The 20889-nt window shown below is 68.2% G+C and carries 19 protein-coding genes; 10 read left to right on the plus strand and 9 right to left on the minus strand.

Annotated elements, in window-relative coordinates:
* Positions 1-2 precede the first annotated feature (2 nt).
* On the plus strand, positions 3-713 hold the full coding sequence (locus J0J01_RS03050; RefSeq protein ID WP_296378700.1) for a ribonuclease activity regulator RraA: 711 nt from the start codon (positions 3-5) through the stop codon (positions 711-713).
* Between the two features lie 98 nt (positions 714-811).
* Here the strand turns inward: J0J01_RS03050 and J0J01_RS03055 are convergent, their stop codons facing one another.
* From J0J01_RS03055 to J0J01_RS03070, 4 genes are all read right to left on the minus strand, one after another.
* The gene (locus J0J01_RS03055) at positions 812-2566 is read right to left on the minus strand and encodes an amidohydrolase family protein (protein WP_296378701.1); all 1755 of its coding nucleotides are present in this window, start codon (positions 2564-2566) and stop codon (positions 812-814) included.
* 2 nt (positions 2567-2568) lie between these two features.
* Positions 2569-2967 carry an oxalurate catabolism protein HpxZ gene (gene hpxZ / locus J0J01_RS03060; protein WP_296378702.1) on the minus strand — a complete coding sequence of 133 codons (399 nt, stop codon included), beginning with the start codon at positions 2965-2967 and terminating at the stop codon, positions 2569-2571.
* A gap of 75 nt (positions 2968-3042) precedes the next feature.
* A complete protein-coding gene (locus J0J01_RS03065) occupies positions 3043-4422 on the minus strand; it encodes an AtzE family amidohydrolase (RefSeq protein WP_296378703.1) in 1380 nt (459 codons plus the stop codon).
* The gene (locus J0J01_RS03070; protein WP_296378704.1) at positions 4419-4607 is read right to left on the minus strand and encodes a DUF4089 domain-containing protein; all 189 of its coding nucleotides are present in this window, start codon (positions 4605-4607) and stop codon (positions 4419-4421) included. Before J0J01_RS03070 ends, J0J01_RS03065 begins: the two co-directional genes overlap by 4 nt.
* 57 nt (positions 4608-4664) lie before the next feature.
* Between J0J01_RS03070 and atzF the strand changes: the two genes are divergently transcribed.
* A complete protein-coding gene (atzF, locus tag J0J01_RS03075) occupies positions 4665-6422 on the plus strand; it encodes an allophanate hydrolase (RefSeq protein ID WP_296378705.1) in 1758 nt (585 codons plus the stop codon).
* On the opposite strand, the gene J0J01_RS03080 is transcribed toward atzF, so the two are convergent.
* Positions 6419-7891 carry an alkaline phosphatase D family protein gene (locus J0J01_RS03080; RefSeq protein WP_296378706.1) on the minus strand — a complete coding sequence of 491 codons (1473 nt, stop codon included), beginning with the start codon at positions 7889-7891 and terminating at the stop codon, positions 6419-6421. The genes atzF and J0J01_RS03080 overlap by 4 nt on opposite strands.
* A 51-nt stretch (positions 7892-7942) precedes the next feature.
* Here J0J01_RS03080 and J0J01_RS03085 point away from each other — a divergent pair, with 51 nt between their 5' ends.
* Positions 7943-8701 carry an SDR family oxidoreductase gene (locus J0J01_RS03085; protein WP_296378707.1) on the plus strand — a complete coding sequence of 253 codons (759 nt, stop codon included), beginning with the start codon at positions 7943-7945 and terminating at the stop codon, positions 8699-8701.
* A gap of 82 nt (positions 8702-8783) precedes the next feature.
* On the opposite strand, the gene J0J01_RS03090 is transcribed toward J0J01_RS03085, so the two are convergent.
* Entirely contained in the window at positions 8784-9869 is a 1086-nt protein-coding gene (locus J0J01_RS03090; RefSeq protein WP_296378708.1) for an alpha-hydroxy acid oxidase, read from the minus strand.
* Between the two features lie 56 nt (positions 9870-9925).
* On the opposite strand from J0J01_RS03090, the gene J0J01_RS03095 reads away from it, so the two are divergent.
* From J0J01_RS03095 to J0J01_RS03105, 3 genes are read left to right on the plus strand one after another with little or no spacing between them, the layout of a single operon-like run.
* Complete coding sequence (locus tag J0J01_RS03095; RefSeq protein ID WP_365735775.1) at positions 9926-10891, plus strand: TauD/TfdA family dioxygenase; 966 nt, start codon at positions 9926-9928, stop codon at positions 10889-10891.
* A gap of 1 nt (position 10892) precedes the next feature.
* Positions 10893-11864 (plus strand): tripartite tricarboxylate transporter substrate binding protein, encoded by a 972-nt coding sequence (locus tag J0J01_RS03100; protein ID WP_296378709.1) that lies wholly within the window; start codon positions 10893-10895, stop codon positions 11862-11864.
* 12 nt (positions 11865-11876) lie between these two features.
* Positions 11877-13781, plus strand: a complete 1905-nt coding sequence (locus tag J0J01_RS03105) for an ABC transporter substrate-binding protein (RefSeq protein ID WP_296378710.1) — start codon at positions 11877-11879, stop codon at positions 13779-13781.
* Between the two features lie 36 nt (positions 13782-13817).
* Here the strand turns inward: J0J01_RS03105 and J0J01_RS03110 are convergent, their stop codons facing one another.
* Genes J0J01_RS03110 through J0J01_RS03120 form a run of 3 tightly spaced genes read right to left on the minus strand, consistent with a single transcriptional unit; the run spans position 13818 to position 16038 of the window.
* The gene (locus J0J01_RS03110) at positions 13818-14408 is read right to left on the minus strand and encodes an alkylhydroperoxidase domain protein (RefSeq protein ID WP_296378797.1); all 591 of its coding nucleotides are present in this window, start codon (positions 14406-14408) and stop codon (positions 13818-13820) included.
* Between the two features lie 22 nt (positions 14409-14430).
* Positions 14431-15000, minus strand: coding sequence for a CMD domain protein (locus tag J0J01_RS03115; RefSeq protein ID WP_296378711.1), 570 nt, complete (start codon positions 14998-15000; stop codon positions 14431-14433).
* Positions 15001-15012: 12 nt separating this feature from the next.
* Positions 15013-16038 carry a putative FMN-dependent luciferase-like monooxygenase gene (locus J0J01_RS03120; RefSeq protein ID WP_296378712.1) on the minus strand — a complete coding sequence of 342 codons (1026 nt, stop codon included), beginning with the start codon at positions 16036-16038 and terminating at the stop codon, positions 15013-15015.
* 233 nt (positions 16039-16271) lie between these two features.
* On the opposite strand from J0J01_RS03120, the gene J0J01_RS03125 reads away from it, so the two are divergent.
* From J0J01_RS03125 to J0J01_RS03140, 4 genes are read left to right on the plus strand one after another with little or no spacing between them, the layout of a single operon-like run.
* Positions 16272-17423 carry an ABC transporter substrate-binding protein gene (locus tag J0J01_RS03125; RefSeq protein WP_296378713.1) on the plus strand — a complete coding sequence of 384 codons (1152 nt, stop codon included), beginning with the start codon at positions 16272-16274 and terminating at the stop codon, positions 17421-17423.
* A gap of 15 nt (positions 17424-17438) precedes the next feature.
* Positions 17439-19262: an ABC transporter permease gene (locus J0J01_RS03130; RefSeq protein WP_296378714.1), complete on the plus strand. Its 1824-nt coding sequence runs from the start codon at positions 17439-17441 to the stop codon at positions 19260-19262.
* Positions 19263-20105 (plus strand): ABC transporter ATP-binding protein, encoded by an 843-nt coding sequence (locus tag J0J01_RS03135; RefSeq protein ID WP_296378715.1) that lies wholly within the window; start codon positions 19263-19265, stop codon positions 20103-20105.
* Complete coding sequence (locus tag J0J01_RS03140; RefSeq protein WP_296378716.1) at positions 20102-20827, plus strand: ABC transporter ATP-binding protein; 726 nt, start codon at positions 20102-20104, stop codon at positions 20825-20827. The genes J0J01_RS03135 and J0J01_RS03140 overlap by 4 nt, the downstream gene beginning before the upstream one ends.
* Positions 20828-20889 lie beyond the last annotated feature (62 nt).

Raw genomic sequence — 20889 nt, forward strand, 5'->3', positions numbered from 1 at the left:
CCATGAAGACCGAGACCCGCGACAAGCTCCTGACCGTCAGCACGCCGACCGCGGCGACCGCTTTGTTCAAGCGCGGCCATCGCATCCAGGCAATCCAGGATGTCCATCCCTTGTCGCCGAACCAGCCGACTCTGGTCGGCGAGGCCTTCACCTTGCGCTACATCCCGGCGCGCGAGGACCTCAACAAGCTCGAGGCGTTCCGCGACCGCAGCCATCCGCAGCGCAAGGCGGTCGAGGACTGCCCGCCCGGCGCCGTCCTGGTGATGGACAGCCGCAAGGATGCGCGCGCGGCCTCGGCCGGCGCGATCCTGGTGACGCGGCTGATGAAGCGCGGCGTCGCCGGCGTGGTGACCGACGGCGGCTTCCGCGATTCGGCGGAGATCGCGGCGCTGAACTTCCCGGCCTATCACCACCGGCCGAGCGCGCCGACCAACCTGACCTTGCACCACGCGATCGACATCAACGTGCCGATCGCCTGCGGCGACGCCCCGGTGTTCCCGGGCGACGTGATCCTGGGCGACAGGGACGGCGTGATCGTGATCCCCGCCCATCTCGCCGACGAAATCGCGGCCGAGGCGGTCGAGATGACGGCCTACGAGGACTTCGTCGCGGAGCGGGTGCACGCGGGCTCGGGCATCTTCGGCCTCTATCCCGCGACCGATCCCAAGTCGCTCGAGCTCTTCGCGGAGTGGCGCAAGAAGAACAACAGATAATCCTCCCCATTCATATGGGGAGGTGTCGCCGTCTTACGGCGACGGAGGGGTCAGAGGCCGCGACGCAGAAGGGTTGCCCATGACCCCTCCGTCGCGGGTTACCGCGACACCTCCCCATTTGAATGGGGAGGGTTAGCCTGCGCGCCGCGGACCAGCCGGCCCGGCAGCGCGCCGGTGAACTGGCCGTCGCGATAGGTGATCGCGCCCGACACGACGGTGGCGCGGTAGCCGTCGGCCTTCTGCTCGAGGCGGCGGCCGCCGCCCGGCAGGTTGTGCACGGGATGCGGCGCGGCGACCTTGAGATTGTCGAGATCGATCACGTTGACGTCGGCCTTGGTGCCCGGCGCCAGCCGGCCGCGATCGCCGAGGCCGACCAGCCGCGCCGGCACGTCGGTGAGCTGCTGCACCGCCCACGGCAGCGGCCAGCGCTCGCCGATGCGGTCGCGCGTCCAGTAGGTCAACGCGTGGGTGGTATAGCTCGCATCGCAGATCATGCCGTAATGCGCGCCGCCGTCGCCCAGCGCCATCACCGTGTCGTCGTGATGCAGCATGCTCGCCATGTTGGCGTCGGATGAGTCGGTGTAGTTGGCGCCGGGATGGAACAGGATGGTACGACCGTCGCCCGAGACCAGCAGGTCGTAGGCCAGTTCCAGCGGCGTCACGCCGAGCTTGGCCGCGCGCTTGTCGAGCCGGCTCTCGCCCGGCGGCGTGTAGTTCGGCGGATCGCCCAGCACGTACATGTTGCCGACGCTGCGCATGAAAGCGAGCATCTGCGGATTGCGATAGGTCGGCTCCTCGGCCAGCAGCTTCGCGCGCATCGCCGGATCGCGCAGCTTGGCGAGCTTCCGATCCAGCGGCAGGTCGGCCACCTGGGCGTAGCTCGGGCAGGTCGAGAACGGATTGAACGACAGCTCCAGCCCATAGAGCAGCGCGACGGGCCGGCCGGCGACCTGGCCTTTGATCGAGAGGCCGTCGCGGTTGGCGCGCTCGACCTCGCGCAGCAGGGTCTTCCAGCGGCCGGGATAGATCGAGATGTCGAGCAGGGTGAACGACAGCGGCCGCCCCGAGGCCTCGACCAGCCGCCGCAGCATGGCGAACTCGGTCGAGCCCGCATCGGTCGCGTCGGCGAAATCGTCGAGCAGCTGGATCACGCCCTTGCCGATCCGGCCCATGCCGCGGGCGATCGCCGTCAGCTCCTCCTCGGCGGCGGTGATGGTCGGGGTCAGCACGCCGTCGGGCGTGCGATGGAACAGCGAGCGCGAGGTCGAGAAGCCGAGCGCACCGGCCTCGATGCCCTCGGCGACCAGCGCCGCCATGGTCGCCATGTCCTGTGCCGTCGCCGGCTCTCGGTCGACGCCGCGCTGGCCCATCACGAAGACGCGCAGCGGCGCGTGCGGCACCTGGGCGGCGAAGTCGATGTCGCAGCGGCGCGCGGCCAGAGCGTCGAGGTATTCGGGGAAGCTCTGCCAGTTCCAGGGCACGCCTTCCTGCATGACGATTTCGGGGATGTCCTCGACGCCCTCCATCACCTTCATCAGGGTGTGGCGGTCCTGCGGCCGGCAGGGCGCGAAGCCGACGCCGCAATTGCCCATCAGCACGGTGGTGACGCCGTGCCCCGACGACGGCTTGAACTGCTCGTCCCAGGTCGCCTGGCCGTCGTAATGCGTGTGCACGTCGACGAAGCCCGGCGTCACGGCGAGCCCCTTGGCATCGATCTCCTCGCGACCGGCGCCGAGCCCGCGATCGACGGCGGCGATGCGGCCGTCCGCGATCCCGACATCGGCTTCGCGCGGCTCGCTGCCGGTGCCGTCGAGCACCGTGCCACCCCGGATGACGAGATCGAACGCCGCCATGGCTACTTCCTCATCGCTGTCGCCTCGCCGAGCAGGGAGACGTGCGCCGCCACGATACGCCAGCCCGCCGGCGTGCGCATCCAGGTGTGACTCTGCCGGCCGATCCTGGTCTGGCCGTGGCGGCGAAACTCGCAATTCGCCATTCCGAAATCGTGGCCATAGGTGACGATCCAGAGCTTGAGCAGGTCGCGATCGACGACGAACCCCGGATCGCGGCCGGCGCGAAACGCAGCGATCTGGTCGTAGCCATAGAGCTGCTCGCCGACTCCGTACCGCAAGGTGTGGGGGCTGTTCCAGAACAGCTCGTCGAGCGTCGCGACGTCGTTGCTGTTCAGCGCTTTCTCATAGCGGTTGAAGGCCGCCGTCACCTCGGCGACGACCGACGGGATATTGATCTCCATTGAATTCCTCTAGAGCGCAGGCGATGTTGATCACACAGGGCATATTCCGTCCGGCTTCGCCGGACGGAATATGCTCTAGGCGGGAGTTGAGACGCAGACGCCTTGCTTCTCGAGGTATGCGGCCACGCGCAGCGCCGCCGCCTCGTTGTAGGGCCGCGCGATCACCTGCACGCCGATCGGCAAACCTGGCTTGCGCGTCGGCACGGCAACCACCGGCAGGCCGATGAAGGAGATCGGCTGGGTGAACATGCCGAGATTGGCGCGCACCGGCAGCTCGACGCCGCCCAGGGTCATCATCACCTGGCCGATCCTGGGTGCGCTGCAGGGCGTCGCCGGCGCCAGGATGATGTCGACGTCGTTGAACAGCTTCAGGACGTCGGCGCGATACTGGCGGCGGAAGCGCTGCGCCTTGACGTACCAGGAGCCCGGCAGCAGCGCGCCCGCCATGAAGCGCTCGCGCGTGTCGGGATCGAAATCCTGCGGCCGCGTGCGCAGCCGCGGCAGGTGGAGCTGCGCGCCCTCCATGGCGGTGATGACATAGGCTGCGGCGCGTGCCGCCGCGGCGTTGGGCAGCACGACCGTCTTCGTCGCGCCGAGCGCCTTGGCGACCGTGGCGACGGCCTCGAAGCCTTCGGGCTCGCCGCCTTTGGCGAAGTAGTCGCCGGCGATCGCGATCCTGAGGCCGCCGATGCCTTCGTGCAGCGCCAGCAGGGTCGGCTCGACGGCACGGTCGGTACAGACCGGGTCGTCGGGATCCCAGCCCTGCATCGCATCGAACGACAGCGCGAGATCCTCGGTCGAGCGTGCCAGCGGCCCGAGATGGTCGAAGGCATCGACGAAGGGATAGGAGCCGGCGCGGCTGAGCCGACCGTAGGTCGGCTTCAATCCGAACAGCCCGCACAGCGACGCCGGCACGCGGATCGAGCCGTTGGTGTCGGAGCCCAGCGCCAGCGGCACCTCGCCGGCAGCCACGGCAGCGCCCGAGCCGCCGGACGAGCCGCCGGTCATGCGCGTCGGATCGTGCGGATTGCGCGAGGGCCCGTAATGCGCGTTCTCGCCGGTGAAGTCGTAGGCGTACTCGCCCATGTTCAGGCTGCCGACGAGGATCGCGCCGGCCGCCTCGAGCTTGCGCACCAGGGCGCCGTCGCGCCGGGCGATCGGGCCGTCGACGTTGATCTTCGAGCCGGCGCGCGTCGGCAGCCCCTGGATGTCGAACAGGTTCTTGACCGCGAACGGCACGCCCATCAGCGGCCCGAGATGGCGGCCGGCATCGATCTCCACCGCTCTCCGGCGAGCTCGGTCGGCCACGATATCGGTGAAGGCATTGACCGTCGGCTCCGACGCTTCGATGCGCTTCAGCGCCGCCTCGACGACGGCGCTCGCCCTCGCCTTGCCGCTCATGACCGCGCGGGCGATCTCGCTCGCGGTGGCGGCCTTCGACAGGATGTCCGTCATGGCCTGTAGACCGGCAACGGGGTCAGCTCGTCCTCGAGCTCCAGTGCCAGCAGCGGCTGCGCGATGGCCAGCGACCGCTCGACGTTGAGGATGACTTTCTCGCGATACTCGGGCGCGATCGGCAAGCCAATTGCTTTGGCTGCCTCGTCCACCCAAAGAGCGATGTCCGGTTTGTCGTCAGCCACGTTTCCCCCTCTTTGCGAAGATGGCGCGGTCGCAAGGAGTATGCCAATGAACGCCCGATGACCATCGACCTCGGCGTCCACAACCTTCGCACAGCCTACCGCGCCGGCACCCTCACTGTCCGCCAGGTCATCGACGAAGTGCTGCAGCGCATCGCCGCCGCGGGCGACGACAAGGTCTGGATCAACCGCGTGCCCGACGCCATCCTGCGGGCGCAAGCGGACGATCTCGACCGCCACGGCAACAACGACCTGCCGCTGTTCGGCATCCCCTTCGCCGTGAAGGACAACATCGACGTCGCGGAACTGCCAACGACGGCCGCTTGCCCCGGCTTCGCCTATCAGCCGAAGGAATCGGCCAAGGTCGTGGAGCAGCTCGTCGCCGCCGGCGCGATCGTCATCGGCAAGACCAACCTCGACCAGTTCGCGACCGGCCTGGTCGGCGTGCGCTCTCCCTACGGCGTGCCACGCAACCCGTTCAACCCGGCCTACGTCCCCGGCGGCTCCAGCTCGGGCTCGGCCGTCGCCGTGTCGTCGGGTCTCGTGTCGTTCTCGCTCGGCACCGACACCGCAGGCTCGGGCCGCGTCCCGGCCGGCTTCAACAACATCGTCGGCTGGAAACCAACGCCGGGCTCCGTCAGCACCGAGGGCGTCGTGCCCGCCTGCGCCTCGCTCGATTGTGTGTCGGTGTTTGCATTGTCGTGCGTCGATGCCGATCTCGTGCGGCGCGCGCTCATCCCACCGGGTCCGGTGACGACCTTCGATCGGGATTTTCGGTTCGGCGTGCCCAAGCCGCTCGAGTTCTTCGGCGATGCCGCCCATGCCGCGCTCTACGCGCAGGCGATCGAGACGCTGAAAACAATGGGCGGCACGCCGGTCGAGATCGACTACGCACCGTTCGCCGAGGCGGCGCAGCTCCTCTATGCCGGCCCGTGGGTCGCTGAGCGCACTGCCGCCGTCGGAAACTTCATCGAGAAGGCCGATGCAAAGGCCGGCGTCTGGCCGACCACCCGCGACATCATCCTGGGTGGACGCAAGTACAGCGCGGTCGACGCGTTCGAAGGGCAGTACAAGCTGAAGGCGCTGCTGGCCCGTGCAGAAATAGCCATGAGCGAGGTAGACTTCCTTGCCCTGCCGACAGCCGGCACGATCTACACCCTGGCCGATCTCGAACGCGAGCCGGTGCGGTGCAATTCCAATCTCGGCCACTACACCAACTTCGTGAACTTCTTCGGCCTGAGTGGACTCGCCCTACCCTTCGGCTTCCGTCCCGATGGCTTGCCGTTCGGCATCACGCTCGTCAGCCATGCCTATCATGACCAGGACCTCCTCGAATTCGGCGCGCGCTGGCAGCGCACCGTGCCGCTGGCGCTCGGCAAGACCTCAAGTGTCCTGCCTCCCCCCGAAGCCGATCCCAAGGTCGCGGAACGGCGCGTGTCGATCGCCGTCGTCGGCGCGCATATGAGCGGCCTGCCGCTCAATCTCCAGCTCACCGAGCGGTTTGGCCGGCTGGAGAGCACCACCCGCACGGCGCCGCGCTACCGGCTCTATGCGCTGCCCGGCGGGCCGCCGCAGCGGCCGGGCCTGGTGCGGGTCGGTGCCGGCGGCGCCGCGATCTCGCTCGAGGTCTGGAGTCTGCCGGTGTGGAAGTTCGGGGACTTCGTCGCCGAGATTCCCGCGCCGCTCGGCATCGGCACGATCGAGCTCGAGGACGGCTCGACCGTGCAGGGCTTCGTTTGCGAGGGCTATGCGACCGCGACCGCGCGCGACATCACCGAATTCGGTGGCTGGCGCGCCTACCTCAAGAACCTGGGCTAGCCGCGCACCGCGCCGGGACGGCCGGCTTCGACGGCGAAGCGCTGCGCCGTGGCGACCGCCGATTGCGGATCGCGTACGTCGGCGAGCGTGCGGAACGACACAAGCGCCTTCCTGGCGTCGAGCACGACCAGGCCGTAGCCGTTCACCTGCGTGAGTGCCGCGCGGAGGTGCGGGTTCCTGGCCATATATCCCTTCAGGCGGTCGGCCGGCGGGCCTTGCGAGGTGATCGAGCCGCCGACGAACTCGGTGGCGACCGTCGGCGCCTTGGCCTGCGCGAAGTCGCGCTTGAGGTCGGCCGCCCAGAAGGCATGCACGTCGCCGCCCAGCACCAGCGTGTCCCGGGTCGGCGACGCCGCCACCGCATCGAGCAGGCGCTGGCGCGCCACCGGGTAGCCGTCCCAGCCGTCGGCCCAGTAGACGTGCCGCTCGCCTGGGCCGCGGTCGAGCTCGGCCATCAGCGTCTGCTGCGCCAGCACGTTCCAGCGCGCCGAGGCGCTCTTCATGCCTGAGGCGAACCACGCCTCCTGCTCGGCGCCGAGCATGGTGCGGGCCGGATCGAGCCGCTCGTCGCAGCTCTCCAGCGGCTTGCCGCGGGGGTTCAGCGTCGCGCGGCAGGCATGGTGCGAGCGGTACTGCCGGTCGTCGATCACCGTGAGCTCGGCGAGGTCGCCGAAGCGGTAGCGATCGAACAGCCGCATCGACGGACCGGCGGGCCGCAGCGCATTGGGCAACGGCATGTGCTCCCAGTAGGCCTGGTAGGCCGCGGCGCGCTGCTGCAGGAAGCGCGCGGGATCGGGATCCTGCGGGCCGATGTCGGCGGTGTAGTCGTCGGTCACCTCGTGGTCGTCCCAGGTCACGATCCAGGGATGCGCCGCGTGCGCCGCCTGCAGGTCGGCGTCGGATTTGTACTGCGCGTAGCGCTCGCGATATTCGTGCAGCAGCGTGCAGCGCCCGCCGGTGTGATGGCGCACCAGGTTGCGGCCCCACGACATCTCGTAGATGTAGTCGCCGACGAACAGCACGGCGTCGAGCTCTTCGCCCGCCATGTGCCGGTAGGCGGCGAAGTAGCCCTGCTCGTACTGCGCGCACGAGGCGATCGCGAAGCGCAGCGCCGCCGGCTTGTCGCTCGGCGCCGGCGCGGTGCGCGTACGGCCGACCGGGCTCGCCTGGCCGTTGGCCGTGAAGCGATACCAATAAAACCGGCTGGGCTGCAGGCCCTCGACATCGACATGCACGGCGTTCGCCCAGCGCTCCTCGGCCGTCGCGGCGCCGTTGCGCACGACGCGGCGCATGCCCTCGTCCTCGGCGATCGCCCACGTCACCGTCCCCGGTGCCGCCATGCGCGTCCACAGCACGATCGACGTCGGCCGCGGACAGCCCGACGCGACGCCGAGCGGAAAGGCCTGGCCTTGCGCCATTGCCGGCAGGGCAAGCCCACCCGCGCCCACGAGGAACGAACGCCGCAGCATGTTTGCGACTCTGCCGCCATCGTCTGCTAGGGTCCAGCTTTCGAGGAGGAAATGAACATGAGCGGCAAGATCGCAGTCGTAACGGGTGCGGGCAGCGGCATCGGCCGCGCCTCTTCACTGGCTCTGCTGAAGAACGGCTATAAGGTCGCGCTGGCCGGCCGGCGCAAGGACGCGCTGGACGAGACCGCCAAGCTCGCCGGCAACAACGCCCCCAACGCGCTGGCCGTGCCGACCGACGTCACCAAGCGCGACGACATCGTGGCGCTGTTCGCCAAGGTCAAGGCGACCTGGGGCCGGCTCGACCTGGTGTTCAACAACGCCGGCGGCGGCGCTCCGCCGGTGCCGCTCGAGGAGCTGCCCTACGAGACCTGGCTGTCGGTCGTGGCGGCCAACCTCACCGGCCCGTTCGTGTGCACCCAGGAAGCGATGAAGATCATGCGCGATCAGAAGCCGCGCGGCGGCCGCATCATCAACAACGGCTCGATCTCGGCGCACGCGCCGCGGCCGTTCTCGGTCGCCTACACCTCGACCAAGCACGCCATCACCGGCCTCACCAAGTCGACCTCGCTCGACGGCCGGCAGTACGACATCGCCTGCGGCCAGATCGACATCGGCAATGCCGTCACGCCGATGACCGAGCGCATGACCAAGGGTGTGCTGCAGCCCGATGGCTCGACGCGGGTCGAGCCGCGCATGGACGTCGAGGCGGTGGCCAACGCCATCGTCTACATGGACAGCCTGCCGCTCGATGCCAACGTGCAGTTCATGACCGTGATGGCGACCAAGATGCCGTTCGTCGGCCGCGGCTGATCGCCCGCGGCTAGAGCGCCCGGCATTGCTGGGTTCACCGGGCACATTCCGTTCGGCTGCTTCCAGCCGAACGGAATGTGCTCTAGTAACCTTCGTGCATCAGCGGGAAGGCGCTGTGCACGCTGGCCGGATTGGTCGGCATGCCCTGGCTGATGTACGACCCGTCGAGCTGCTTGAGGCTGGTGACGCCGAGCAGGCCCATCGCCTCCTTCATCTCCTCCTCGAGCAGCTCGATCACCCGCTCGATGCCGGCCGCACCGTTGGCGGCGAGGCCGTAGCAGTAGAGCCGGCCCAGGCCGACCCAGTCGGCGCCGAGGCAGATCGCCTTGACGATGTCGGTGCCCCGGCTGAACGAGCCGTCGACGATCACCTTGGCCTTGCCCTTCGCCACCTGGACGATCTCCGGCAGCACCGCCGTCGAGCCGCGGCCATGGTCGAGCTGGCGGCCGCCGTGGTTGGAGCAGTAGACGCCCCAGGTGCCTTCCCTGATCGCGATCTCGGCATCCTCGGCGCAGCCGATGCCCTTGAGGATGAACTTCACGTCGGGGAACTGGTCCCTCACCCGCTTGTAGTTGTCCCAGGCGAAGGCGGCCTGGTGGTCCTGGCCGGTCGCCGCAGTGCGCCACGACTTCACGAAGCGCTTGGCGATGTCGCGCTCGCGGCGCGAATAGACCGCGGTGTCGACGGTGATGCAGAAGGCGTCGTAGCCCGCGCCCATCGCCTGCTTGACCCGCTCGGCCACCCACTTGTCGTCGCCGCGGACATAGAGCTGGTAGATCTTGGGGCCGTTGCCGCCCTTGACGATGTCCTCGAGCCTGAGCGTCGTCACCGAGCTGATCAGCATGCCGACGTCGGCGGCGCCCGCACCCTTGGCGACGGTGATGCCGCCGCCCGGCTCGAACGATTCGAGCGAGCCGACCGGGGCCAGCAGCACCGGGATGCGCAGCTTCTTGCCGAAGATCTCCGACGACGGGTCGATGGCGCTGACGTTGCGCAGCACCCGGGGCTTGAAGGCGATCGAATCGAGCGCCATGCGGTTGCGCCGCAGCGTCGTCTCGGTCTCGGTGGCGCCGATCAGGTAATCCCAGATATTGGCGTTGAGCCGGATTTTGGCCGCTTTCACGACCTCGTGCAGCGTCACGTATTCGTTTTCCAGCCCGCTCGCCATGGTCCCCTCACATTCGACCGGCTAGACTTACCGCAACAAACTTACCGGAGGAAGCAATGGCGGCATCTGCGGCCGTGTTGCAGAGCGAAGCCGAAATCCGCGTCCGGCCGATCAACGGCTTCATCGGCGCGGAGATCGAGGGTGTCGACCTGAGGCGCCCGCTCAGCCCTGCCCAGTTCAAGGTGATCCACGACGCCTTCGTGAACTACGAGGTGATCGTGCTGCGTGACCAGGACATCACGGTCGACCAGCAGATGGCGTTCGGCGCGCTGTTCGGAGAGCTGTCGATCCATCCCTTCTCGCCCAACCTGCCCGACAAGCCCGAGGTCATCATCCTCGACTATTCGGCCGACAATCCGCCGGCGCTGACCGACATCTGGCACGTCGACGAGACCTTCCGCGAGACGCCGCCGATGGCGACCATCCTGCGCGGCAAGGTCGTGCCCGAGGCCGGCGGCGACACGCTGTTCGCGTCGATGAGCGCCGCCTATCGCGGCCTCAGCGAGCGCATGAAGCAGCACATCCACGGGCTCGAGGCGCAGCACGACTTCAAGCCGTGGCGGCCGCTGTTCGGCCACAGCGACCGCGCCAAGCTGCGCAAGCTCGAGGACGAGTTCCCCAATCCCTGGCATCCGGTAGTGCGGGTGCATCCGGTGACCGGGCGGCGCGTGCTCTACGTCAACCGCCAGTTCTGCACCCGCATCAAGGACCTCAAGCCCGACGAGAGCGACGCGCTGCTCGAGTTCCTCTACCGCCAGGCCACCATCCCCGAGGTCCAGCTCCGGGTGAAGTGGCAGCCCAACACGCTGGTGATGTGGGACAACCGCTCGGTGCAGCACTATGCCAGCCACGACTACTACCCGGCGCGGCGCACCATGGAGCGCGTCACGGTGAAGGGCGACAAGCCGCAGGGCGTCACTGGCGCGTACACGGTCGACACCGTGCCGGCCAACGGCACGGTCAAGCCCGCGATCGCCGAGGGCACGCGCCCTGGCCCCAAGCGCGCCTTCGATCGCTACTAGGATGAGGCTCGGACGACGGCCGTTGCTGGCCAGTTCGCTGGCCGGTGCGCTGGCGCTGCCGGTAGCAGCCAAAGCACAGAGCTGGCCCAGCCAGCCGATCAAGGTCGTGGTGCCCTACCCGCCGGGCGGGCTGACCGACGTGCTGGGCCGGCTGGTCGGCGAGCGGCTGCAGACAGGCTTCGGCCAGCCGGCGGTGATCGAGAACAAGCCGGGCGCGGCGACGCAGGTCGGCGCCGCCGCCGTCGCCAAGTCCCCGTCCGACGGCCACACGCTGCTGCTCGCCACCGTCAGCACGCTCTGCATCACGCCGGCGCTCTATGCCAAGCCGCTGATCCATCACACCGACTTCGCGCCGGTGGCGATGATGGGCCGGGTGACGCTGATCCTGGTCTGCCGTCCCGATCTGCCGGTCGCCGATCCCAAGGCGCTGGTGGCGATGCTGCAGGCCAAGCCGGACGGCTATTCCTTCGGCTCGCCGGGCGTCGGCACGGCCCATCACCTGCTGGTCGAGCTGATGCGCTCGATGCAGCCGTTCAAGGCGATTCATGTGCCCTACCTCGGCTCGGCCAAAGCGGTGATCGACCTGATGGAGGGCCGCTTCGAATTCATGTTCCTCGACGCGGCCGTGGCGCTGCCGCCGCTCAAGGCGGGCAAGCTCACGGCGCTGGCCGTCACCGGTCCCGTGCCCGATCCTACCTTGCCGGAGGTGCCGCCGATCACCACCTACTTCCCAGGGTTGGACCTGCAGCCCTGGATGTCGATCGTCGGCCCGGCGGGCCTGCCCGCACCGATCGCGGCACGGCTCAATGGCGAGCTCAACAAGGCGCTGACCGAGCCGGCCTTCATCCAGCGCCTGGCAGAGGTCGGCCTGATCGCCCAGCCCTGGACCGTCGAGGCGTTTGGCGATTTCATCAAACGTGATGCGATGCGGTGGGCGGAATTGGTAAAATCGTCCGGCGCGAAGGCGGAGTAAGAGGTTTCGAGCATGAAGCGGCGGGTTTTCACGGCGGCGATCGCCTTTGCCCTGTGGGGGCCGTCCTTCGCCGAGGCGGAACCGCTGCCCAAGCTGCAGGAAACCCCGATGTTCGCCGAGCAGGTGAAGTCGGGCGCCCTGCCGCCGGTCGACAAGCGCATCCCCGAGGTGCCGTCGATCGTCAAGCATTTCGCCGGCAGCGACGGACCGGGCCAGTTGGGCGGCCAGGTCAACATGCTGATGGCCAACGCCCGCGACACCCGCATGATGACGCTGTACGCCAACGCGCGGCTGATCGTGTACGACGACCAGTTCAAGCTGCAGCCCGACATCCTCGAGAGCTACGAGGTCAAGGACAGCCGCGAGTTCACCCTGAAGCTGCGCGCCGGCCACAAATGGTCCGACGGCGAGCCGTTCACGACCGAGGACTTCCGCTACTTCTGGGAAGACATCGTCAACAACAAGGAGTTGTCGCCCGGCGGACCCAACGTCGAGCTGATGGTCGACAACAAGCCGCCCAAGGTCGAGATCATCGATCCGCTGACGATCAAGTTCACCTGGGAGAAGCCCAACCCCTACTTCATCGAGAGCCAGGCGCGGGCCGCGCCCCTGTGGCTGTTCCGGCCGGCGCACTACCTCAGGAAGTTCCACAGGAAGTACACGTCGGCCGAGGAGATCGCCAAGCAGGCGCGCGGCGGCCAGACCAGTTGGGTGCAGATCCATCGCCGCGTCGACGTGATGTACAACAACGACAACCCCGACCTGCCGACGCTCAACGCCTGGAAGCTGATGACGCCGGCGCCGGCGCAGCGCTTCGTGTTCGAGCGCAATCCCTACTATTACCGCATCGACGACAGGGGCCAGCAGTTGCCCTATCTCGACCGCGTGATCTTCACCGTGGCAGCGACCAACCTGATCCCGGCCAAGGCCGGGCTGGGCGAGGCCGACCTGCAGCCGCGCTACCTCAACATGCGCGACTACACGTTCCTGCGGAAGAGCAGCAAGTCGAGCCACGTCGACGTGCGGCTGTGGGAATCGGGCTCGGGCTCGCAGCTCGCGCTCTATCCCAACCTCAACATCAAGGACGAGGGCTGGCGCAAGCTGATGCGCGACGTGCGCTTCCGGCGGGCGCTGTCGCTGGCGATCGACCGCGACGAGCTGAACGAGGTCGTCTATATCGGCCTCGCCACGCCGTCGAACAACACCATCATGAAGCGCTCGATGCTGTTCAAGCCGGAGTACGCCACCAAGTGGGCGACCTACGATCCCAAGCAGGCCAACAGGCTGCTCGACGAGATCGGTCTCGGCAAGCGCAACGAGAACGGCACCCGCGTTCTGCCCGACGGGCGGGCGGCGACCATCATCGTCGAGCATGCCAGCGAGGAGACCGAGGACGCCGACGCGCTTTCGCTGATCGCCGACCAGTGGAAGAAGATCGGCATCAAGCTGCTGTTCAAGCCGCAGACCCGCGAGAACTTCCGCCTGCGCACCTTCTCGGGCGAGGCGATGATGACGGCCTATGCCGGGATCACCACCGCCGTGCCGACGGTCGACACCAGCCCCAAGGAGTTCGCGCCGACCATGCAGGGCGGCCTGCAATGGTCGCGCTGGGGCATGTTCGTCGAGAGCAAGGGCAAGCAGGGCGAGAAGTGCGACATGTCGGACGCCTGCGTGCTGCTCGACTACCTCGCCGAATGGGAGACCTCGACCGACGGCGCAACCCGGCGCAAGGCGTGGGACAAGATCCTCGAGACCACCGCCAACCAGGTCTTCTCGATCGGTACGGTCAACGGCATCCGCCAGCCGATCGTGGTCGGACCGAAGGTCAAGAACGTGCCGAAGGAAGGCTATTACGCCTGGGATCCGGGCGGCTACATCGGCCTCTACAAGCCCGACACCTTCTGGCTGTCGCAGTAAGCTGGGAGCGCGCCACTCCGTGGCGCGCTTCCAGCATTAGGCCTTCGCCGGCGTCGGCTCACCGAGCGACAGCATCAGTCGGTTCGCCCAGTTGAAGAACGAGGCGGCGTTGATGACGTCGACAATGGCGTCGTCGTCCAGCCCGACCGCGCGCAGGGCGTCGATGTGCTGCGGCCCGAAGGAGACCGGCGTCTCGGTCAGCGCGACCGAGCCCGCGACGATGGCGTTCCAGCGCTTGTCGAGATCGGCGCCGGTGCCCTCGGCCAGCAGCTTGTCGACATCTGAGGGGCGCTTGGAGTAGGTCGCGGCGAACCGCGCATGCACCGAGGCGCAGTAGATGCAGCCGTTCAGCCGCGAGGTCGCGGCGGCGGCGAGCTCGCGCTCGGCGCGCGGCAGGCCGGCGTCGGGATTGTAGAAGATGTCCTTGTCGGTGCGGGTGCGCGCCTCGAGCACGTCGGGATCGCGGGCGAGCAGGCGGAAGTAGTCCGACTTCATGCGCGCGGCGTCGACCAGGCTGGCGAGCTGCCGCTCGCTCATCTGGTCGGCCGCCACCGGCTCGAGCCAGGGCAGCCAGTCGAGCATGTCGCGGGTGAAGACGGCCGGCACGACGTGGCCGGATTGCGGGATGGTCTTGTCGGTCACGATGGCCTCACGATTTGGCGGCGAGGACCTTGAGGCCCGCCACGACTCGGATCTGGAAGGACAGGAACGCCACGAGCTGCGACAGTGTCACGACCTCGGTCGTCGTCCAGCCGGCATCGAGCAGCGACTGCAGCGAGCGCGCATCCGCATCGCGCGGATGGAACACCAGCATGTGCACGTGCTCGAAGGCCGCGGCGAGCCGCGGCCCCAGCGCCGCACGGTTCTTGTCGGCGACGCGATGGATCGGGCCGGCCGTGTCTTCGCTGCTGAGCGGTCCTTTCGGGAATGCCCCGTACGGACCCCTGGTCGTCGCCGCAGCGATCTCGGCATCGATTGGAGCCGTGTTTCCGGCCTTCCCGGCATAGAAGGCCTTGATAGCGTCTTGGCCATGCAGGCCGGCAATGAACACCGCGACCGCATGGCGCTCCGCCGCACTGAAGCCGCCGAAATCGGCCGGCGCGAACAGCGACTCGTAGCTCTTCTGGGCATGCTCGCGCGCCGTCGGCCGGCGCGTGCGCCGGATCGAATCGAGGTGCGAGCCCGCGGCGATGCCGGCCAAAGTGTCGATGACGTCCATTCGTTCCTTCCCTCAGGCGACGCGGCGCACAGCGCTCGTATCGTTGCGCACCCAGCCTAGCGCAGGCGCCACCTTCTCCGCCATCAGCTCGATCGAGCGCAGGATGAAAGGGTGCGGCGGATCGATCGAATGGACCTGCATGGTGAGGTCCGTCGCGCGTTCGAGCGTGGTATCCTTGGAGAGCGATTCGATCACCTCGTCCGGCGTGCCGAGATGGACGTCGAACGCCTTGATCAGCTCATGCACCGCACCGGCCGGCGCCGGTCCACCCATCGCCGCACGCTTGGCGACCAGCCGCGGCAGGCCCGATTCGGCGAAGCGGTAGGCGTCCTTGCGGTCGTCGACCACGAAGATCGTGCGCGAGGCGAGGATGCGCGGCGCGCGGCCTGCGGGCAGCGCCTCGTAGTAGGCGTCGAACATCGGGTTCTGCATCGCATCGAGCGGCACGAACGCGGCCCTCGGATCGCGCGGCTGGGTGCGCGACAGCATCAGCCCGTCGCCGGCCGCGCCGGCGCGGCGTGAGCCCTCGACCGAGAAGGTCGCCTGCCAGATGCGATCGACCAGGGTCGGGCTCGACGGGTAGAGCGTGTCGCCGCCCGGCAGTTGGCCGCCCGCCCAGGCGGTGCGCATCAGCTCGAGGTTGGCATTCATCAGCACATGGCGGTCCTTGGCCTCGCGCCCGAACGCGGTGAAGGCGGTGAGATTGCCGCCCGGTCCGACGCCGACCTCGAGGCGGTGATCGCTCAGCAGGTCGAGCACGACGGCGTCCTCGGCGACGCGCACCGGCAGCTCGAGCGGCAGGGTCACGATGCCGGTGCCGAGCCGGATGCGCGACGTCGCGGCAGCGGCATGCGTCAGGAACACGAACGGCGCCGGCAACCCGCCTTCGGCCTCGTGGAAATGGTGCTGGGCGATCCACGCCGAATCGAAGCCGCTGCGCTCGGCCTGCACGATCTGCGCGGTGGCGAGGCGGTAACGCTCCGCCGCCGTCGTTTCGTCGAGCAGCCGCGTGAAGAAACCCAGACGCTTGGTCATCATGGCAAACTCGCCCGAAACCCCGTCCTCATGCAAGACGGAGCATATCTCATGCCGGCTGCATGACCGCCGCTGGTACGCTCCATGCATAGTTTCTTCTGCGTCGGCATTGCACGACGTGAGGATGTGGTTTCCCGCGGCGAATCTTCGACGGGAACATTCTCTATGCCGCGAAGATTGCGCCTGCCACGTTCTGCGCCCTCTTCAAAACGGGCATTTGTGTCGCGAGGTGTTCCATGCCTGTGCTTCATCGTCGTTCTCTTCTCGCCGCCGCCTCCGCGCTGGTCCTGACGCGCGCCGTCCAGGCCGAGCCCGCCAAGGGCGAGCCGGTCCTTCTCGGGGTCAGCGGTCCGCTGACCGGCCCCAACGCGCAGTACGGCGCGCAGTGGAAGCAGGGCTTCGACCTGGCGCTCGACGAGATCAACGGCAGCGGCGGCATCAAGGGCCGGCCGCTCGCCTACATCTTCGAGGACACGCAAAGCGATCCACGCCAGTCGGTGGCGGTGGCGCAGAAGTTCGTCGCCGACCCGAAGATCGTGGCCGAGCTCGGCGACTTCGCCAGCCCCGCCTCGATGGCCGCCTCGCCGATCTACCAGAGGGGCAAGCTGGTGCAGTTCGGCTTCACCAACTCCCATCCCGATTTCACCAAGGGCGGCGACTATATGTGGAGCAACTCGGTGAGCCAGGCCGACGAGCAGCCGCTCAGCGCCGCCTATGCGGTGAAGCGGCTGGGCCTGAAGAAGATCGCCGTGCTGCACCTCAACACCGACTGGGGCCGCACCAGCAAGGACCTCTTCGACAAGGCGGCCAAGGAGATGGGCGCCGAGGTCGTCGCCACCGAGGGTTACTTGCCGGACGAGAAGGACTTCCGCTCGACCCTGGTGCGGGTGCGCGGCGCCAAGCCCGACGGGCTGATGCTGATCTCCTACTACTCCGACGCCGCGTTGATCGCGCGCCAGGTCCGGCAGGCCGGGATCAAGCTGCCGATCGTGGCGGCGAGCTCGGTCTATTCGCCGAAATTCATCGAGCTCGGCGGCGACGCGGTCGAGGGCGTGTTCACCGCCTCGCGCTACTTCCCCGACGACCCGCGGCCGCAGGTGCGCGACTTCGTCGGCAAGTTCAAGGCCAAGTACAGCAAGGAGCCGGACGCCTTCAACGCCTACGCCTACGACACCATGACCCTGATGGCCGCGGTGATGCGCGAGTACGGCGCCGACCGAAAGGCGATCCACGACGGCCTTGCGAAGATCAAGGACGTGCCGAGCGTGATCTTCGGCAAGACGACCTTCGACACCAAGACCCGCCGCGTCGACGGCGCGATGAACGTGGAGCTGGTGGTCAAGGACGGCAAGTTCCAGCTCAACGAGAGCCACGCCGCGGTGCGCTGACCACGGGTTCGACCTTTGTCTTCCTGGATCGACTACACCGTCAACGGCATCATCATCGGCAACATCTATGCGTTGCTGGCGGTCGGCCTCGCCCTGATCTTCGGGGTGAGCCGGCTGATCAACTTCGCCCACGGCTCGGTCTATGTCGTGGGCGCCTATGCCGGCTTCCTGGCGGTGACGCACCTCGGCACGCCGCTGCCGGTCACGATCGCCCTGGTGGTCGTGGTCGGCGCGCTGCTCGGCCTGGTCATCGAACGCTTCGGGCTGCGGCCGCTGCAGGGCTACGCCCATATCGCGCCCTTGCTGGCGACCATCGGCATCAGCTTCGTGCTCGACCAGCTGGTGCAGCTCTTCTTCACGCCCGATCCGCGGGCGCTGCCCAGCAGCCTGCTCGAGACGCGCTTCCAGATCGGCAGCGGAACGATCGGCGCGCTCGACCTGGTGATCGCCGCCATCGGCCTGGCGAGCGCGGGCCTGCTCTACACCTTCCTGCGCTACACCCGGCTCGGCTGGGCGGTGCGCGCGACGGCGCAGGACCGCGACGCGGCGCAGCAGATGGGCGTCGACGTCGACGCCGTGAACCGCACGGTGTTCGCGATAGCCTCGGGCCTGGGCGCGGTCTCCGGCCTGCTGGTCGGCATGTATTACAACTACATCGATCCGGCGATGAGCTTCCAGGCGACGCTCAAGGGCGTGGTCGCGCAAGTGGTGGGCGGCGTCGGCAACGTGCCGGGCGCGATCGCCGGCAGCCTGCTGCTGGGCCTGGTCGAGAGCTACGGCATCGCGCTGTTCGGCACCAGCTACCGCAACCTCTTCGCCTTCGTGCTGCTGGTCGCCGTGCTGGTGTGGCGGCCCAACGGCCTGTTCGCCAGCAAGCGCCAGACGCCGCCCGAGCCGATGACCGGCACCTTCATCGCGCCCAGCAGGCCGATCCAGATTCCCGGCAAGGTGCTGCTGGCCGCCGCCGCCGTCGCCGCCCTGGTGCCGCTGGTCTTGCCGCATCCCTACGTGCTGCAGACGCTGACCAACTCCTGGCTCTACGCGCTGCTCGGCCTCAGCCTCACGCTGATCGCGGGCACCGTCGGGCTGGTGTCGCTGGGCCACGCCGCCCTGCTGGCGATCGGCGGCTACTCTTCCGCGCTGCTCGCGCTCAATTTCGGCGTGCCGGTCGGCATCGCGATCCTCTCCGCCGGCCTGATCGCGGCGCTGCTCGGCACCGTGCTGGTCTTCCCGTCGTTCCGCCTGCGCGGCCACTACCTCTCGATCGCGACGCTGGCGATCGGCGAGATCGTCTCGCTGGTGATCCTGAACTGGGAATGGCTGACGCGCGGGCCGATCGGTGTGTCGGGTATCCCGTCGCTGTCGCTGTTCGGCATCGAGCTCGACACCGACCGCTCGGTCTACTGGTTCACCTTGGTCCTGGTGATCGTGCTGGCGGCGCTGCAGTTGCGCCTGCTCGGCTCGCACCTCGGCCGGGTGCTGCGCGCGGTGCGCGACGACGACGTGGCGGCGCGGTCCTACGGCATCCGACTGGACCGCTACAAGGCGCTGGCTTTCGCCTTCGGCAGCTTCGCGGCGGGCGTGTCGGGCGGCGTGACCTCGCACATCTACTCGTACATCAACCACGAGACCTTCAACGCCCAGCTCTCGATCCTGGCGCTGACCATCGTGATCCTGGGCGGCATGGGCAACGTCACCGGCGCGATCGTCGGCTCCGTCCTGCTGGTCGGCTTGCCCGAGGTGTTCCGCGTCGCCGCCGAGTACCGCGTGCTGATCTACGGCCTGGTCCTGCTGCTGCTGGTCCGCTTCCGGCCGCAGGGCCTGCTGGGGACGGTCTGAATGCTCGCGGTTCGCGGCCTCACCCGGCGCTTCGGCGGCCTGACCGCCGTCGATGCGGTCGATCTCGACGTCGCCGAAAAGGAGTTCGTGTCGATCATCGGCCCCAACGGCGCCGGCAAGACGACGCTGTTCAACCTCGTCACCGGCCTCGACGATCCCGACGCCGGCACCGTCCATCTCGCAGGCCGCGACGTCACCGGCTTGCCGGCGGAGAAGCTCGCGGCGCTGGGCGTCGCCCGCACCTTCCAGCACGGCCGCGTGTTCGCGAACCTCTCGGTCCTCGACAACATCCTGGTCGGCGCCCATGTGCGCTTCAAATCGGTGCGGCCGACCTGGCGCGGCCCGCTCGCCCTGCTCGACCCGATCGCCGAGCTGGCGCTGGCGCTGATCCGCCCCGGCAAGGTCAAGGCCGAGGAAGCGCAGATGCGCGAGGAAGCGTTGGCGATCCTCGCCCGCTTCGGCGAGCGGCTGCTGCCGCGCAAGGACAATCCGGCCTACAGCCTCAGCTACGCGAACCGCCGCCGCGTCGAGATCGGCCGCGCGCTGGCGCTCGGGCCCCGGCTGCTGATGCTCGACGAGCCGACCGCCGGCATGAACCAGACCGAGACTGCCGAGATGCAGGCGCTGATCGGCGGGCTCAAGAAGACCGGACTCACCATCCTGCTGATCGAGCACAAGCTCGACATGGTGATGCAGCTCTCCGACCGCGTCGTCGTGATGGACGAGGGCCACGTCATCGCCAACGGCAAGCCGGCCGACGTGCGCAACGACCCGAAGGTCATCGAGGCCTATCTCGGCCATCACCGCGCCGAACGGGCGCCGATCGAGGAGGCCGCGGAATGACCGAGCTGCTCTCGCTCGAGAACATCAACACCTTCTACGGCCCGGTGCAGGTCCATTTCGACCTGTCGCTCACCGTCGGCCGCGGCCACATCGTCTGCCTGCTGGGCGGCAATGCCAGCGGCAAGTCGACCACCATGAAGATCATCCTCGGCCTGGTGAAGCCGCAGTCGGGCATCGTGCGCTTCGACGGCCAGCCAGCGACCGGCCTGCCGACGCCGCAGATCGTGCGGCGCGGCGTCGGGTCGGTCCCCGAGGCGCGGCGGCTGTTCGGCGACATGAGCGTGCGCGAGAACCTGCTGATGGGCGCCTTCGTCCGCAAGGACCAGAAGGCGATCGCCGAGGATCTCGATCGCGTGCTGGGCTTGTTCCCCAAGCTCGCTGAGCGGCTGGCGCAGCGTGCCGGCACGCTCTCCGGCGGCGAGCAGCAGATGGTGGCGATGGCGCGCGCCCTGATGGGACGGCCCAAGCTGATCTGCATGGACGAGCCGACCATGGGCCTGTCGCCGCTGTGGGTCGACCGCGTGCTCGACTTGATCGCGGCGATCAACAAGGAAGGCGTCACCGTCTTCATGGTCGAGCAGAATGCGAGCCTGGCGCTGGAGATCGCGCACCATGCCTACGTCCTGCAGACCGGCCGCATCGTGCTGCAGGGGCCGGCCTCGCAGTTGCGCGCCGATCCGCGCATCCGCGACGCCTATCTCGGCGGCCAGGAGGCCGCGTAAATCCTCCCCATTCATATGGGGAGGTGGCGCGTCGGCACTTTCACGCTCCGCGTGAAAGTGCC

Source organism: Reyranella sp., assembly GCF_017305915.1.
Taxonomy (GTDB): Bacteria; Pseudomonadota; Alphaproteobacteria; order Reyranellales; family Reyranellaceae; genus Reyranella.